This is a genomic window from Pseudomonas sp. DL, assembly GCF_047199225.1.
In the GTDB taxonomy this organism is placed as follows: domain Bacteria; phylum Pseudomonadota; class Gammaproteobacteria; order Pseudomonadales; family Pseudomonadaceae; genus Pseudomonas; species Pseudomonas aeruginosa.
Window position 1 is genome coordinate 3,723,842 of record NZ_CP178323.1, and the last position, 14,562, is coordinate 3,738,403.

Here is a 14,562-nt window from a genome sequence, read left to right on the forward strand (position 1 = left end):
CCAATTAATCCAGCCTTCTTTAGAAGCGGAACAAAAGTACCAGTTTTATTATTCGAGGCCTTCCCTGAAAACGAACGAGACTTGCACTTCTTTAATCTCCATACGCACTTTCCGAAACAGCAGGCAATGTATCAATCGTTGCCAGATCTTTCTTCCGGGCGAGCGGCCGTACAATTCGGAAAACAGTCGCGCCGAACCAGCCGGACCCGCTCATCGACGCCCGCCGCCACCTGTTGCCAGGCACTCGCCTGGACCGCCGCGACGCCCACCCAGGAAAGCTCGGTACGCAGGTACAATGCCTCGCCCTCCAACCTGTCGACCTCCAGATCGAACGCATAGCGCAACGGCAACCCGGACACCCGGTAGCGCCGCTCGGCAATCGTTTGCATCCTTCCCTGAACGACGGCATACAGGCGCAGCCTGAGTTGCGCCTGGCGCGCCTGCAGGGAAACGCCGCCCACCGAACCGCCCACCGTCACCTTCGGCGACATCGGCGCGGGCTGGCTGACGCAACCGCCGAGCAGCAACGCCAGCGGCAACAGCATCCAGCACCTCACCTGCGCCGGACCGTGCGCGCCTCCAGCGGCGTGCCGTCGCCGTCGGCGAGGCGCTGCAAGGCCTGCTCGCTGCGCGGATCACCAGCCACGTTGCGCGCCAGCCAGCGCGCCAGCCCGGCCACGCTGGAACGGTCGTCGCCGCGAACGGCCGCGCGGGTCACCGAACGCCCCTCGAAATGCCCCACCGTCTCGGCTCCTGCGTCTTGGGACGGCTGCACCGGCGAAATCGATTCGATTTTCATGGGACCACTCAAACCCTCATGCCGACCGCAGCGACCGCCTCGCGATCGCTGTCGCACGGCAGCAGGCGTTGCCAGAACTCGGCGTGGTCGAGCAGGTTGGCCAGGGTCGCCTCGAAGCATTCGAGGGTCAGTTGCGCTGCGAGAATCTGCGCATACAACTGGACCTTCCCGGTCAGCTCGTCGAAGCCGAAATGCAGATCGAAACGGTGCCAATGGCGGTTGAAGCTGGCGAGCTGGCGAAAGATCCCCTCGCCCAGCACATCGATGCCCGCCACATCGGCCTCCAGCAACAGACGCTCGCGCTCGGCGAGCAGCAACAGGGTGACGCCCACCTGTTCGTCGAACAGGAGGCTCGCCATGCCCTCCTCGTCGAGGGACAGGGAAGGCAAACCGATACGGCCTGCGAACTCGGCAAGCAGTCGGTTGACCTTGCTCGTTAAATCCATGGGGGCGCCTCCTAAAGCTCAGCGCATGCTAGCACCGGGCTATGCATCGCTTTTGTCACTGAGAGACTTTTCTTTTAAGAAAAAAGCCACATCGCTGTGGCCTTTTCCTCCCGCGCGGAGACGGCTCAGACCACTCCGGCCGCCGCACGCCAGGCCTGGTTATGGCTCTGGGTGTACTGCTGGATGAGCTGCAGGACGTCCTTCATGAAGCCGGCATCGAAGCTCATCTGGTCCTCGACCTTCTGCTTCTGGCTCTGCCCGATGGTGGCGTTGACCTCTCCTTCCCGGGCGCTCGCCTGCGATTCGCCCTGGCGCACCTGGACCGAGGCGTTGGCCATCTGGACGAAGGACTGGATCACCGTGTTGGCCACCTGCAGGGCGCCGTTGCGGCTCTCGAAGGCACGGCCCGCCGCACGCAACGCCACACTGTCCTGCACCTGGTCCGCCGCCCAGACCTTGCCGACGATCTTGCGATCCTCGTCGGAGGTCTTGCCAAGCGCCTGCATCTTCGCGTCGATCAGTTCGTTGCGCCCATCGATGTTCTTCTGCAGGGTCTTCTCCTGACTGATGGCCTTGCCGTTCTTCAACGCGCCGAGGCTGCCGACCACCGCCGAGGCCAATGCGCCGACGCCAGCGATCACCGCCATGGCGATCATCAGCGTGGCGCCGCTGCGCATCTCGTCCACCTGCGCCTTCTGCGCGTGGATGATCGACTGGTTCTCGTTGTCGCGCTGGAGCACGCCCAGCTCGCGCGCTTTCTGCGCGATGCGGAAGAGAATCAGCAGAAGCTCGACGCTGCTGTCCAGCTCGCTGCCGGCCGCTTCCATGCGCACCGGGTCGAGCACCTGGCGCGGAGCGTTCAGTTCGACCCGGTCGGCCCGCGCGGCCGGCACCTGCGGCAGGTCCGCAGCCGCTTGCGGCGTGCCGACGGAACGCCCGGCGGCGCCGGGAGCGATCGGCTCGGAGGGGATCGCGGCCTGGGTAGCCGCCAGGGAATATTGCGTGTCGATCATGTGACGTCTCCTCAGATCGCTGCCGGTCGGCTGGACAGGTTGTGCAGGGTTTCACCCTTGGCCTGGAGCATGGCGAAGATCCGCTCCATGATTTCCTGGAATGCTTCCAGCATGCGGCTCAGCTCTTCCTTCAGGCGCTCGATCACGCCCTGCAGGGTGGTCAGGTCGGCACGCGATTCCTGCACGTCGGCCTGGCGGTTCGCGGCCTTCGCCTGGAATCCCGAATGAGTGGCCTGGGCCGCGCCGTTGGCGACGTCCAGGGTCAGGTCGGAAACCTGCACGCCGAGTTTCAGCGAGTGCGACAGCGATTGGCCGGCCAAACTGCCGAACTTGCCGCCCAGGTCGGCGACCTTGCTCGCCAGGCTGGCGGTCATCTCGGCCGCCTTGCCGCCGATCTTCGCTCCCAGTCTGGCCAGCCCGCCGACCGCTGAGCCGCCGAAGCTGACCACCGCCGCCAGCAGCGCGACGGCGATCTCGATACCCATCAGTGCCGGGCCGAGCTTTTCCATCACTTCCTTGCTGATCAATCCGTCCGCGGCTGCCTGCTGTACCGACTGGGAGACCACTCCCATGACACCGCCCGCGATCATCAGTGCACCCGCGGCCGCGCCGACGCCGGTTGCCACCATGATTGCGCCGACGATGATCGAAGCTATTGCACTGATCCAACCAAAGATTTTGGCTGCCAGACCGGACTTCTGGGCTTCTTTCGCGGCTTCTTCCGATTCCCTGATCTTCTGCTGGTTGTCCTCCATCTTCTGCAGGTTCTGCTTTCGCGCCTGCTCGATTTCGGTCAGCTTGAGTTTCTTCTGCTGGTTCTCGACTTCGCCGGTGATTTTCGCCAGCTCGATCTCGAACGCCTGCGGCGACATCAGGCCGGCGGACAACAGCGTCGAAGCGCCGGCCAGCACAACCTGCCGCGCCAGTCCGACATCCTCGCCCACTGCTTGCACCAGGCTGGCGATCTCCGCACGATTGGCGACCTCCAGGCGCTGCTGGCTGGCTGCGGACGGCGGCGTCAGCGCCACCCCCGTGCCGCTCGCGGAAGCCGCAGCCGGCGCCGCCAGGCGCTCCACCCGCAGACTCTCGACATCCCTCGCGACCGGCCTGCCGAGCGCCGGGATATCCCCGGCGTCGGCCACCCCGTAGGGCAGTCCGGCGCGTTCAAGCGTTATCGGATTCATATGTTCGATCCTTTCTCGCGGTTACGGCTTCCAACATGGCGCCGGCACGCGCGGCCAGGGCCTCGTGCGCCGGCTGTGCCGCGGCCAGGGCCCGGGCCGAGTAGAAGCCACTCTCGGCTCCGTCGAGATCACCCAGTTGCAGGTGGCACTCGGCGGCATGGAAGGGAAAGCGCGGCTCGTTGATGTCCATCAGCGCGCCGTAGCTGTAGCTCTGCAGGGCCTGCTCATAGAGACCGAGGGACTGGCGGCAGGCGCCCAGACCGAGAAAGTAGCGGGCGTCGTAGTGGTCGAGCATGCACAGTGCCTGGAAGATCTTCTGCGCGTCGTCCCACTTGCCCGCCTGGTACTGGTTGAAGCCCAGCGCATAGAGCTGCTCCAGGGTGTCCTCGCTGAGTCCGCGAAGCATCGCCAGGGTGCCGCCGTCGCGCAGGAAGGCCTCCAGCGCCTGTTGCTGGTCGGTGTCGGAAGGGGTCGCTTGCTGGTTCATGGATACCTCTAGATCGCGCTGAGAATGTCGCGCAGGACGCTGTCGTATTTCTGGATGAAGCGGTTGAGCGCCTCGACCGCCGAGTTGTAGCGGGAGCTGGTGTCGTTGAGCAGGGTGGTCTTCTCGTTGACCTTGTCGTTCAGCGGACGCGAGCGGTCGCTCACCGTGGTGGCGAAATTGCCGACCGGGTTGTTGTCCTTCTCGAAGGGGTACTCATCGCTGAGGCCCTTGAGCTCCCCGCTCTGCTTCGGCGAGCCGCTGAGAAAATCCTTGATCGACAGCTTGCCGCTGAAGGTATCCAGATTGCTCAGCAGCGCATACTCGGGGCTGTCCTTCCACCTGGGATCGCCGACGGCATAGCCATAGAGCGTGGGGTCGACCAGATCGATACCGCCAGCGTCGATCCTGATGCCCTGCTTGGCCGACAGCGCGGCGTTGATCTGCGACTGGATCACGCTGTAGACCTTCAACTCCGCGGTCAGCGCCTTGAGTTCGTCGAGCAGCGCCTTGCGCTTTCCGTCCTGGGTCTGCAGGACATCCTTGTAGACACCGATGACATCCTCGTCGAGACGCCCGTGCAGGCTGAAATAGGCCGACACCAGGAACTCGCGCAGATCCCACTGCGCACCGGGCTGCCGACGTGCCTGCAGGACTTCGCGGAGTACCTCGAGGCCCTGCCCCGGAGGCGCGGAGGGATTGGCCGCGAGCAACCAGGCAAGCGCCTTGAGCACTTGCGCCTCGCTCAGCGGCTGGCCGGCGTGGGCCAGCACGATCCGCTCGCTGCGCAACAGGGCCAGCAGTTCCTCCTGCTCGGCACTGGCAGGCGCCGCCGACGCGGCCAGGAGCTCGTCCAGGAACAGCTCGCGAGCGGCATTAAGGTTTCTGACTTCCATCGTGATTCCTCAGATCAACAAGCCACGCATCGGCGTCGGACGCCGCGGCCGGGTACCCTGCTCGCCCTGCGTCGGCTGGGAACTGCGCATGCGCCGCAGTTCGGCCAGCAGCTCCTCTTCGGCGGCTCGCGCCAGCTCTCGCTCCGGCGCCTGGAACAGCAGCTCGCCGGCGTCCGCGGCAAGCCCCAGGCCTTGCCACATTTCCGCCAGCAGGCGGCCGCGTTCCTCGCTGTCGCGAATCGCCAGTTCGGCGGCCTGGACGGTCGCCCGCAGGGTGTCTTCGGTGTATTCGTTCATGTCGTCCATGGTAGGGATCGACGTTGCCGGAGCCTGTCAGGCACGGTCGGGTTTTTGTCGTTTTCGCAGGCTTCGCTGCGTCACCACCCGCCCGGCCTCCAGCTCGAACCAGCCGTCGGCGGGCTCGGCGGCGCCGGTCCAGCGGCGATAGAAGCGCGCCATGCGCTCGCCAGGCAGTGGGCTGCCGGCCAGCGCCAGGACCTTGCCGTAGAGACGCTGGCGCGGCCCCAGCGTATCGAGCGTGGCCTCCGCCAGCAGGTACAGCGCGGCGAATGGATTGGCCAATCCGCTGCGCGCCTGCCGCCGACGCAACATCACGATCCAGACCCGCTCGCCGTCGCAGCGCCAGGCCAGTTCGCAGCCATGGGCCAGGACCTGCCAGCCGAGCGCGATCGAGGTGTCGCGCAGGCAATGCGGACGCACCGCCAGGCCGCGGGCGAGAAACCAGGGAATCAGCGGATCGGCGCTCACAACACGATCCTGCCAAGCGGCTGGATGTTGATCTGCTGGGTCAGCTCCTGGTAGGACAGCACCGGCAGCCCGGCATAGTCGCTCTCCACCAGCTTGCGCACGTAGCGGCGGATATCCATGGAAACGATCAGCACCGGCCGGTTCTGCATCTGCGCGAGATCGCCGACGGTCTGCCGCACGCGCTCGAGGAAGGCCTGGGTTATCGCCGGGTCGAGGGCCAGGTAGCTGCCGGCGCTGGTCTGGCGGATGCCACCGCGGATCTGCTCCTCCACCGCCTGGTCCAGCAGATAGGCGGGAAGGATATTGTTGCCGCTGGAGTACTTGTAGCAGATGTAGCGCTTGAGGCTGCTGCGGATGTACTCGGTGAGCTGCACCACGTCCTTCTCCTTCTGCCCCCACTCCACCATCGCCTCGAGGATCGCCCGCATGTTGCGGATCGAGATGTCCTCGCCGACCAGGCGCTGGAGAATCTCGGTCATCCGCTGCAGGGGAACGATCCGCTGCGCCTCCTTCACCAGCTCGCCGTAACCCTGCTCCATCTGCTCCAGCAGGTAGCGCGTCTCCTGGATGCCGATGAAATCCTCGGCGTACTCCCGCAGCACATGGGACAGGTGCCAGGTGAGCACCTGCTCCAGGCCCAGGCAGGCACAGCCGGAACGCTCCAGGCGATCCTGATGCGCCTGCTCCACCCAGCTCGCCTCTTCTCCCGGCACCTGCAGCTCTGCCGGCTCGTGGGGGACCGCGAGCAGTTCCAGCTGCGCGGCGCGTTCGCGCACCAGCAACCAGCCCGGCCGCAGGCATCCGCGCGCGACCGGGACCTCCTGTAGCTGCACCAGGTATTCGCCATCGCCCATCGCTTCGTTGAAGCGCAAGTGGATACCCGGGAACGGCACGCCGAAATCCAGGTACAACGCGCGTCGTACCCGCACCAGCTCCTCGTTCAGCGACATCGCCTCGAGACGTTCCTGGAGGCTGGCATCGACGTCGATCAGCAACGGCACGGTGAGGGCGAATTCTTCCTGCTCGGCGAGACGCCCGGCCTTCGGCTTGCCGCCGCCAGCCTTGCCACGCGCCTTGGCCGATGGCGCTCCGGCGCCCTGCGCGAGCAGCGCCGGCAGGTCGCGGGAACCGGCGCTGGCCTGGGCCCGCTGGCGCCAGAGCATGAAGTAGCCGCCGCCGCCAACCAGCAGCGCGAGAGCCAGGAAGGTCAGGGTCGGGAAACCGGGAATCAGGCCGAACAGCACCAGCAACAGGCCGCCGATCAGCAGCGCCTTGGGCTGCGCCACCACCTGTTCGCCGATGTCGCTGCCGAGGTCCGCCGATTCGTCGGAAGACACCCGGGTGACGATGATCCCGGCGGTGATGGCGATCAGCAACGCCGGCACCTGCGAGACCATGCCATCGCCGACGGTCAGCACCGCGTACAGTTGCAGCGCGTCGGCGGTGCTCAGGCCCTTCTGCGTGACGCCGATGGCGATGCCGCCGAGGATGTTGACGACGATGATGATCAGCCCGGCGATGGCGTCGCCCTTGACGAACTTCATCGCGCCGTCCATGGAGCCGAACATCTGGCTTTCCTTTTCGATCACCGCGCGCCGCGCCCGCGCCTCGTTGACATCGATCACGCCGGCACGCATGTCGCCGTCGATGCTCATCTGCTTGCCTGGCATGGCATCCAGGGAAAAGCGCGCGCTGACCTCGGCGACCCGCTCGGCACCCTTGGTGATCACCAGGAACTGCACGATGGTGATGATCAGGAAGATGATGATGCCCACCACCAGGTTGCCGCCGACCACGAAGCTGCCGAAGGTGTTGACGATCTGCCCCGCGTCGGCCTGCAGCAGGATCATCCGCGTGGTGCTCACCGACAGCGCCAGGCGGAACAGCGTGGTGATCAGCAGCACCGCCGGGAACACCGAGAACTGCAACGGCGAGCCGATGTACACCGACATCATCAGCAGGACCACGGAGATGGTGATGTTGACGGCGATGAGGATGTCCAGCAGCAGCGGTGGCAGCGGCAGCACCATCATGAACACCACCGCCAGCAGCAACACCACCAGCAGGATGTCCTTGCGCTCGCCGACCCGGCCGAGAAGCCCGCTCAGGTCGTTCATTCCCGCGCCTCCAGCTCCAGCGCCCGGGCGTGCGCGGCACGCGCCGCGTCGAGACGCCCGGCGAGCTGTTCGGCACGGCTCAGGCAACGCCACAGACCGGGCTCCTCCTCGCCATCCTCCTGCAACTGCCGGCACAGGCGCACGGCGGGCTCGCCGAGGCCTTGCTGGAGCAACGCCAGGAGCAAGGCGCGGCGCCCGTCGCGGCGCTCCGGCGCAACGCTCAGCAAGGCCTCCAGCAACACCTGGGCGCGTCGCGGCTGGCCGCATTGCAGGTACAACCAGCCCAGCATCAGCAACAGGCGCTGTTGCGTCGGTTTCAACGTCATCGATTCATACCTTGTGCAACAGGTTCAGGGCCATTTGCAGCAGTCGCTCGTCTTCATCGCGCTCGCCGAGCAGGCAGGCCGCGGCCTGCAGGGCCGGCTGGCGGGGCAGCGTGAGGGCCAGTCGGAGATCGCGCAGCGCCCGGCGGAAGTCGCCGGGGCGCAGCAGGCCGTGCAACTCCAGCTGTGGCCGGGCGTAGTCGAACAGGCGCTGTTGCGCCTGCTGCGCGGGATACAGGCTGGCGACGTGGGTCTCCACCGGCCGGCCGTCGGGCGCCAGCAGATGGCGCTCCGGCAGGGGCGGCGCGAACGGCTCGGCATGCGCCAGGTCGAGCCGTTCGATGCCGATGTGCCAGGCACCGACCCGGCTCATGCGGCGAGCACTTCGCTGCGCGCCGAGCGCAGCGCCTGCAAGGCCTGGTGCAGCGTCGGGATGCCGACCTGCCGGGCTTCCAGGGTGATGCACAGCAGCAGGCGCGATTCGCCGCTCCAGGCGCAACGCAGCGGCAGGCTCCCGGCCGCGCGCGCATGGCACAGGCGCAACGCCCGCAGGGTGCCGCGATAGGCCTGGTGCCAGGCCAGGTCACAGGCCAGCCAGAGCGACAACTGTTCGCCATGGCGTTCCAGCTGCAAGGTGCCGCTGTCCTCGAAATCCAGTTGCACCACGCGCGCCAGCGGCGCCGGTACGCTCACCCGCAGGTCCTGGCAGAACTGCGCGACGGCCAGCTCAACCCAGTCCATGCTGCTGCTCCTCTTCGCGCTCGATCGCCAGGTCGAGTGCCATCTGGCAGGCATTCAAAAGATTCTGGCGCTGCTCGTCGTCGCCGAACACTTCGACCGGCAACAGGCGGTAGAGACGCTTCAGTTCGCGGAAGAAATGGATCTGCCGGGCGACGTCGGCCAGCGGCAACGGCTCGAGCAACGCCTGCACCTCGGCGACGCCGACCCAGCGCTTCTCGAGCAAGGCGATGACTGCGCCGGTCAATTCAGAAGGCCCGTATGCCATGGCCCCGCTCCCCCGTCACCAGCACCTGCCAGAGCGCCCCCACCTGCTCCGCCAGGCCGCCGAGCACGCGCAGCTTGTGCATGTCGCTCATGACCCGCTCCAGCTTCACCGGATCGAGCCGGCTCGACTGACTGTCCAGGTCGGCGCTCAGGGCTTTCTGCAGGAAGGCCACGACCCGCTCCAGCGGCGTCGCGGCGAAGCGCGCCTGGATGTCCTGCCAGGCCGCCGACAGGCCCCGGTAGTCGAGTACCGCGTCACGGTAGGTATCGCGCAGCGCCTGGATATCGCCGACACCGGCGGCGGAAGCCTCGGCGGCCAGCGGCTCGATGCGCAGGCCGAGTTCGATCTCCAGGCCCTGCTCGTCGGCCATCCGCAGCAACGCCTGGTCGACCAGCGCCAGCATCGCCCGCGCCTCCGGCCGCCCGGCCAGGACGTCGCGCGCCCGCGACAGCGCCAGGAAGCGCTGGCTGATCTCGCTGGAGAAGCCCTCCAGGTAAGCGCTGAGCTGCGCCAGGCTGCTCAGTTGACCGCTGCCCAGGTGGGCGATCAGCGCCTCGAGCTTCTGCTGGCTTTCCAGGTCCGGAATGCGCTTCCAGTACTCCTGCAGCATGGCCTGGACTTCGCTCAGGCGCGCATGGGCGTCGCTCAGGCGGCGCTTGGCCAGGGATTTCTCGGCGCGCTCGGAAAAGGCGAAGGTCAGCTCTTCCGCGGCATCGGCCAGCGACTGCGAAACGGAAACGTAGTGGACGCGCTCGCCCTGGAAGCTGCCGCCAGCCTGCTGCGCGGGGGCGTTGACCGCTTCCCGCGGCGCGAGGGGCGCGGCGGAGGAACTCTGGAGGATGTCCATCGTGGCTGTGGCTCCTGGTCTGCAAAGGCGGCGCAGTATAGGAACCGGCCCGGTGCCGCCGATGCCAATATCGGCCGGTTTTTTTTAGCCGCGGCGGCAACCGATTTCTAAAAACTCCCGGCTGGCACTGAAATTCGTCGCGCGAGGCTTTCTCTATAGTGCGCGCCGACTCCAGCCGAACCGACCCGCCATGCCCGCGCCTCTCTCTCCTCTCATCGTCCGGATGCGCCACGCCATCGAAGGCTGCCGGCCGATCCAGATCCGCGGGCGGGTCACCCAGGTCACCGGAACCCTGCTCAAGGCCGTGGTGCCCGGCGTGCGCATCGGCGAACTCTGCCAGTTGCGCAATCCCGACCAGAGCCTGGCACTGCTCGCCGAGGTCATCGGCTTCCAGCAGCACCAGGCGCTGCTCACCCCGCTCGGCGAGATGCTCGGGGTTTCCTCCAACACCGAAGTCAGCCCTACCGGCGGCATGCATCGCGTGGCGGTTGGCGAGCACCTGCTCGGGCAGGTGCTCGACGGCCTCGGCCGCCCCTTCGACGGCAGCCCGCCGGCCGAGCCGGCGGCCTGGTATCCGGTCTACCGGGATGCCCCGCAACCGATGAGCCGGCGCCTGATAGAGCGGCCGCTATCGCTGGGTGTGCGCGCCATCGACGGCCTGCTGACCTGCGGCGAAGGCCAGCGCATGGGCATCTTCGCTGCCGCCGGCGGCGGCAAGAGCACCCTGCTGGCCAGCCTGGTGCGCAATGCCGAGGTGGATGTGACGGTACTCGCCCTGGTCGGCGAACGCGGTCGCGAAGTCCGCGAGTTCATCGAAAGCGACCTCGGCGAACAGGGGCTGCGCCGCTCGGTGCTGGTGGTCGCCACTTCCGACCGACCGGCGATGGAGCGCGCCAAGGCCGGTTTCGTCGCCACCAGCATCGCCGAGTATTTCCGCGACCAGGGACGCCGCGTCCTGCTGCTGATGGACTCGCTGACCCGCTTCGCCAGGGCCCAGCGCGAAATCGGCCTGGCGGCCGGTGAACCGCCCACCCGCCGCGGCTATCCGCCATCGGTGTTCGCCGCGCTGCCACGCTTGATGGAGCGTGCCGGGCAATCCGAGCGGGGCTCGATCACCGCGCTCTACACCGTGCTGGTGGAAGGCGACGACATGAGCGAGCCGGTGGCCGACGAGACCCGCTCGATTCTCGACGGGCACATCGTGCTGTCGCGCAAGCTGGCCGCCGCCAACCACTATCCGGCCATCGACGTGCTGCACTCGGTGAGCCGGGTCATGAACCAGATCGTCGACGACGATCAGCGCCATGCGGCCGGACGCTTGCGCGAATGGCTGGCGAAGTACGAGGAAGTCGAGTTGCTGCTGAAGATCGGCGAATACCAGAAAGGCCAGGACAGCGAAGCCGACCAGGCCATCGAGAAGATCGGGGCGATCCGCCAGTGGCTGCGCCAGGGTACCCACGAAACCAGCGATTACGCACAGGCCTGCGCGCAGTTGCGGAGCCTCTGCGCATGAGCCTGGCGCTGCTGTTGCGCGTCCGACGCCTGCGCCTGGACCGGGCCGAGCGCGCCCAGGGCCGCCAATTGCTACGGGTTCGCGCCGCGGCGCAGGAACACACCGAGCGCCAGGCGGCGCAACGGGACTACCGCGACTGGCGACTGGCCGAAGAGCAACGGCTGTTTCTCGCCTGCCAGGCGGCCATGCTCGACCGCCGGCGCCTGGAAGCCTGGCAGCAGCAGGTAGGGCTGCTGCGGGAAAAGGAAGCCGGCCTGGAACAGGACTGCGCCGAGGCCGCGCAGCGCCTCGAAGGGGAGCGCGAGCGCCTGCGGCAGTGCCGGCGAGAGCTGCTGGAACGCCAGCGGCAACTGGAGAAGTTCGCCGAACTGGAGCGCCACGTCGACGCCGAGCGCCAGGGGCTGCGCGAACGCAGCGAGGAAGGCGAACTGGAAGAATTCACCCGCCACGAGACCTGGCCATGCTCAAGCTGAACGCCGTGGATACGGCTCCGCTCGTGTCGTCCGACACCCTTGCCCCCCTTCCGCCGCTGCGCGCGCAGCAGATCGCCTTCGAACAGGCCCTGCCCGCGCACCGACCGCCGGCGCCCAGGCCACCGTTCGACAAGGGCGACGAAACGACGGAGACCGCCGCGACAGCCGACGCGCCGACCTCGACGCCTCTCGCCGACCAGCCCGCGGCGCCTGCCGCCGACCGGCCGCCGACCATTCGGCAGCCCCCCATGCCAGTTGCCGCGGACGCAACGCCAACGCCAACGCCAACGCCAACGCCAACGCCAACGCCAACGCCAACGCCAACGCCAACGCCAACGCCAACGCCAACGCCAACAGTGTCGCCGTCCGGATCGGTAGCACGGCAAGCGCCGGCAGTCACCGCGCGCGTCGCGGCGTCCACGCAAGGCCGGGAGCCGGCCAGCGCTTCGGCGCCTCCGGTCGACGAACCGCCGCTGGTGCCGGTGTCCTCCCACCCGCAAATCGCAGGTCGGACGCATGAGCGGCCACAGCCCGGCCCCGGCTTCCCGGCGAAAACCGCTGCCGAGGTCGCGCCCACGGCGCAGGCCAGTGTCCAGGCTTCGCCGCCCGCGCCGACAGCGGGCGGCGAAGGCCACGGAGAGGAGCGTCGGCAACCCGGAGAAACCGATCCATCCGCACAGCCCCCCGACGACCAAGCGCCTGTGCCACTGCCCGCCATGCAAACCCCCGGCGACCGCCTGCTGGCACGCCTGCTGGCATCGAGCGGGAGCCGGCCACTGCCGCTGGCCGATCTCGCGCGCCTGCTCGATGCCGTGCAGGGGCGCATCCAGGTCGCCAGCGCAGCCGAAAGCCATGCGGCGCGCCTGCAGGTGCGACTGCCCCAGCTCGGCGCCGTGGAGGTGCAGGTCCTGCATGGCCATGGCCAGTTGCAGGTCGAGATCAGTGCCAGCCCCGGCAGCCTGGCGTTTCTCCAGCAAGCCCGTGGCGAGTTGCTCGAACGCCTGCAACGGCTGCATCCGGAACAACCGGTGCAACTCACCTTCAACCAGCAGCAGGACAGCGGCCAGCGCTCGCGGCAACGTCGCTACCTGCATGAAGAGTGGCAAGCCGAATGAACGGTACGGACCTCGACCTGCCGCTCGCCAGCCGCGCCGAACTGGATCTCCAGCGACGTCTCGCGCGTTGCCGTCGCCACTATGTCGGCAACGCTTTGCAAGCGCGCCTGGACATCGCCCAGGCCGCCCCCGACGTCGATCTCGAACTGAGCCTGGCGTGGGACGGCCTGCCCCTGCGCTTTCTCTGCCAGGCTCCGGCGCTGGCCCACTGGCTCGCGCCGAACCTGCAGGAGGCAGCCTTCGCCAGCCTGCCGGCGGCCCTGCAACTGGCCTTGCTGGAGCGCGAAGGCAACGTCTTTCCCGGCCTGGTCTGGTACGGCCTGAGCCCGGCGCAACCACGCGCTGCGATGGGCCTGCGTCTGAGCCTGGAACGCGACGACCAGCGCCTGGCGCTCTGGCTCGACGGCGATCCCGCGACGCTGCTGGCACGCCTGCCGCCGCGCCCCTCGACGCAACGCCTGGCCATACCGCTGCGCCTGTCGCTGCAATGGCCCGGCCTGCCGCTGGACGCCAGCGAGCTGCGCACCCTGGAGCCCGGCGACCTGTTGCTGCTGCCTGCCGGTCATCGCCCCGACGCAGCGCTGCTGGGGGTTCTCGAAGGACGCCCCTGGGCGCGCTGCCAACTCCACTCCACGCAACTGGAACTGCTCGACATGCACGACATCCCCTCCCTCGCCGACGGCGAGGACCTGCACGAACTCGACCAACTGCCGATCCCGGTCAGCTTCGAGGTCGGCCGCCGCACCCTGGACCTGCATACCCTCTCCACCCTGCAGCCAGGCTCGCTGCTCGATCTCGACAGTGCCCTGGACGGCGAAGTGCGCATCCTCGCCAACCAGCGCTGCCTCGGTATCGGCGAACTGGTCAGGCTCCAGGATCGGCTCGGGGTGCGCGTAACCCGCCTGTTCGGACACGACGAAGCATGATCCAGTTGCCCGACGAGCTCGGCCTGATCCTCGGCCTGGCCCTGCTCGCGCTGGTCCCGTTCATCGCGGTGATGGCGACCTCCTTCATCAAGATGACCGTGGTCTTCTCGCTGCTGCGCAACGCCCTGGGCGTCCAGCAGATTCCGCCGAACATGGCGATGTACGGGCTGGCGATCATCCTCAGCCTGTACGTGATGGCACCGGTCGGCTTCGCCACCCGCGACTACCTGCGCAACCACGACGTCAGCCTGAGCGACTCGGCATCGGTGGAACGCTTTCTCGACGAGGGCATGGCGCCCTACCGGAACTTCCTCAAGCGGCAGATCCAGGAGCGCGAACACACCTTCTTCATGGAAAGCACCCACCAGGTCTGGCCCAGCGAATACGCCGAGCGGCTCGACCCGGACAGCCTGCTGATCCTGCTGCCGGCCTTCACCGTCAGCGAACTGACCCGTGCCTTCGAGATCGGCTTCCTGATCTACCTGCCCTTCATCGCCATCGACCTGATCATCTCCAACATCCTCCTGGCGATGGGCATGATGATGGTGTCGCCGATGACCATTTCCCTGCCGTTCAAGCTGCTCCTGTTCGTCCTCCTCGACGGCTGGGCGCGGCTGACCCACGGCCTGGTCATCAGCTACGGAGGCTGACC

Annotated in this window: 20 protein-coding genes; 5 read left to right on the forward strand and 15 right to left on the reverse strand. The window is 67.4% G+C overall.

What is annotated here, in order from left to right; genetic code table 11:
• Nucleotides 1-131: 131 nt before the first annotated feature.
• The 15 genes from exsB to popN all read right to left on the reverse strand — a co-directional run bounded on the left by exsB (nt 132) and on the right by popN (nt 9,883).
• Nucleotides 132-545, reverse strand: a complete 414-nt coding sequence (gene exsB / locus ACI766_RS17205; protein ID WP_003100765.1) for a YscW family type III secretion system pilotin ExsB — start codon at nt 543-545, stop codon at nt 132-134.
• Between the two features lie 8 nt (nt 546-553).
• Nucleotides 554-799 (reverse strand): T3SS regulon translocated regulator ExsE, encoded by a 246-nt coding sequence (exsE, locus tag ACI766_RS17210; RefSeq protein ID WP_003117722.1) that lies wholly within the window; start codon nt 797-799, stop codon nt 554-556.
• Between the two features lie 8 nt (nt 800-807).
• Entirely contained in the window at nt 808-1,245 is a 438-nt protein-coding gene (gene exsC / locus ACI766_RS17215) for a type III secretion system regulatory chaperone ExsC (RefSeq protein WP_003100769.1), read from the reverse strand.
• 125 nt (nt 1,246-1,370) lie between these two features.
• Entirely contained in the window at nt 1,371-2,258 is an 888-nt protein-coding gene (gene popD / locus ACI766_RS17220; protein ID WP_003113550.1) for a type III secretion system translocon subunit PopD, read from the reverse strand.
• An 11-nt stretch (nt 2,259-2,269) separates the two neighbouring features.
• Nucleotides 2,270-3,442, reverse strand: coding sequence for a type III secretion system translocon subunit PopB (gene popB, locus ACI766_RS17225; protein WP_004342870.1), 1,173 nt, complete (start codon nt 3,440-3,442; stop codon nt 2,270-2,272).
• The gene (gene pcrH / locus ACI766_RS17230) at nt 3,423-3,929 is read right to left on the reverse strand and encodes a SycD/LcrH family type III secretion system chaperone PcrH (RefSeq protein WP_003087708.1); all 507 of its coding nucleotides are present in this window, start codon (nt 3,927-3,929) and stop codon (nt 3,423-3,425) included. Before pcrH ends, popB begins: the two co-directional genes overlap by 20 nt.
• A gap of 8 nt (nt 3,930-3,937) precedes the next feature.
• Entirely contained in the window at nt 3,938-4,822 is an 885-nt protein-coding gene (gene pcrV / locus ACI766_RS17235) for a type III secretion system needle tip protein PcrV (RefSeq protein WP_003100789.1), read from the reverse strand.
• 9 nt (nt 4,823-4,831) lie between these two features.
• On the reverse strand, nt 4,832-5,128 hold the full coding sequence (gene pcrG, locus ACI766_RS17240; RefSeq protein ID WP_003120339.1) for an LcrG family type III secretion system chaperone PcrG: 297 nt from the start codon (nt 5,126-5,128) through the stop codon (nt 4,832-4,834).
• A gap of 27 nt (nt 5,129-5,155) precedes the next feature.
• Nucleotides 5,156-5,590 (reverse strand): LcrR family type III secretion system chaperone PcrR, encoded by a 435-nt coding sequence (pcrR, locus tag ACI766_RS17245; RefSeq protein WP_003100791.1) that lies wholly within the window; start codon nt 5,588-5,590, stop codon nt 5,156-5,158.
• Complete coding sequence (pcrD, locus tag ACI766_RS17250; RefSeq protein ID WP_003100792.1) at nt 5,587-7,707, reverse strand: SctV family type III secretion system export apparatus subunit PcrD; 2,121 nt, start codon at nt 7,705-7,707, stop codon at nt 5,587-5,589. Before pcrD ends, pcrR begins: the two co-directional genes overlap by 4 nt.
• Nucleotides 7,704-8,033, reverse strand: a complete 330-nt coding sequence (gene pscY / locus ACI766_RS17255; RefSeq protein WP_023086381.1) for a type III secretion system chaperone PscY — start codon at nt 8,031-8,033, stop codon at nt 7,704-7,706. The genes pcrD and pscY overlap by 4 nt, the downstream gene beginning before the upstream one ends.
• 4 nt (nt 8,034-8,037) lie before the next feature.
• Nucleotides 8,038-8,403, reverse strand: coding sequence for a type III secretion system protein PscX (gene pscX / locus ACI766_RS17260; RefSeq protein ID WP_023085089.1), 366 nt, complete (start codon nt 8,401-8,403; stop codon nt 8,038-8,040).
• Nucleotides 8,400-8,771: a type III secretion chaperone SycN gene (gene sycN / locus ACI766_RS17265; protein ID WP_003087694.1), complete on the reverse strand. Its 372-nt coding sequence runs from the start codon at nt 8,769-8,771 to the stop codon at nt 8,400-8,402. Before sycN ends, pscX begins: the two co-directional genes overlap by 4 nt.
• Complete coding sequence (gene pcr1, locus ACI766_RS17270) at nt 8,758-9,036, reverse strand: Acr1 family type III secretion system gatekeeper subunit Pcr1 (RefSeq protein ID WP_003087693.1); 279 nt, start codon at nt 9,034-9,036, stop codon at nt 8,758-8,760. Before pcr1 ends, sycN begins: the two co-directional genes overlap by 14 nt.
• Nucleotides 9,017-9,883, reverse strand: coding sequence for a SctW family type III secretion system gatekeeper subunit PopN (gene popN, locus ACI766_RS17275; protein ID WP_023086382.1), 867 nt, complete (start codon nt 9,881-9,883; stop codon nt 9,017-9,019). Before popN ends, pcr1 begins: the two co-directional genes overlap by 20 nt.
• 190 nt (nt 9,884-10,073) lie before the next feature.
• Between popN and pscN the strand changes: the two genes are divergently transcribed.
• Genes pscN through pscR form a run of 5 tightly spaced genes read left to right on the forward strand, consistent with a single transcriptional unit; the run spans nt 10,074 to nt 14,560 of the window.
• Nucleotides 10,074-11,396 (forward strand): SctN family type III secretion system ATPase PscN, encoded by a 1,323-nt coding sequence (gene pscN / locus ACI766_RS17280; protein ID WP_003100796.1) that lies wholly within the window; start codon nt 10,074-10,076, stop codon nt 11,394-11,396.
• Nucleotides 11,393-11,869, forward strand: a complete 477-nt coding sequence (gene pscO / locus ACI766_RS17285) for a type III secretion system central stalk protein PscO (RefSeq protein ID WP_003087688.1) — start codon at nt 11,393-11,395, stop codon at nt 11,867-11,869. Before pscN ends, pscO begins: the two co-directional genes overlap by 4 nt.
• Nucleotides 11,857-12,984: a type III secretion system needle length determinant PscP gene (pscP, locus tag ACI766_RS17290; protein WP_171448180.1), complete on the forward strand. Its 1,128-nt coding sequence runs from the start codon at nt 11,857-11,859 to the stop codon at nt 12,982-12,984. The genes pscO and pscP overlap by 13 nt, the downstream gene beginning before the upstream one ends.
• Nucleotides 12,981-13,910, forward strand: coding sequence for a SctQ family type III secretion system cytoplasmic ring protein PscQ (gene pscQ, locus ACI766_RS17295; RefSeq protein ID WP_023086383.1), 930 nt, complete (start codon nt 12,981-12,983; stop codon nt 13,908-13,910). The genes pscP and pscQ overlap by 4 nt, the downstream gene beginning before the upstream one ends.
• Complete coding sequence (gene pscR / locus ACI766_RS17300) at nt 13,907-14,560, forward strand: SctR family type III secretion system export apparatus subunit PscR (RefSeq protein ID WP_023086384.1); 654 nt, start codon at nt 13,907-13,909, stop codon at nt 14,558-14,560. The genes pscQ and pscR overlap by 4 nt, the downstream gene beginning before the upstream one ends.
• Nucleotides 14,561-14,562 lie beyond the last annotated feature (2 nt).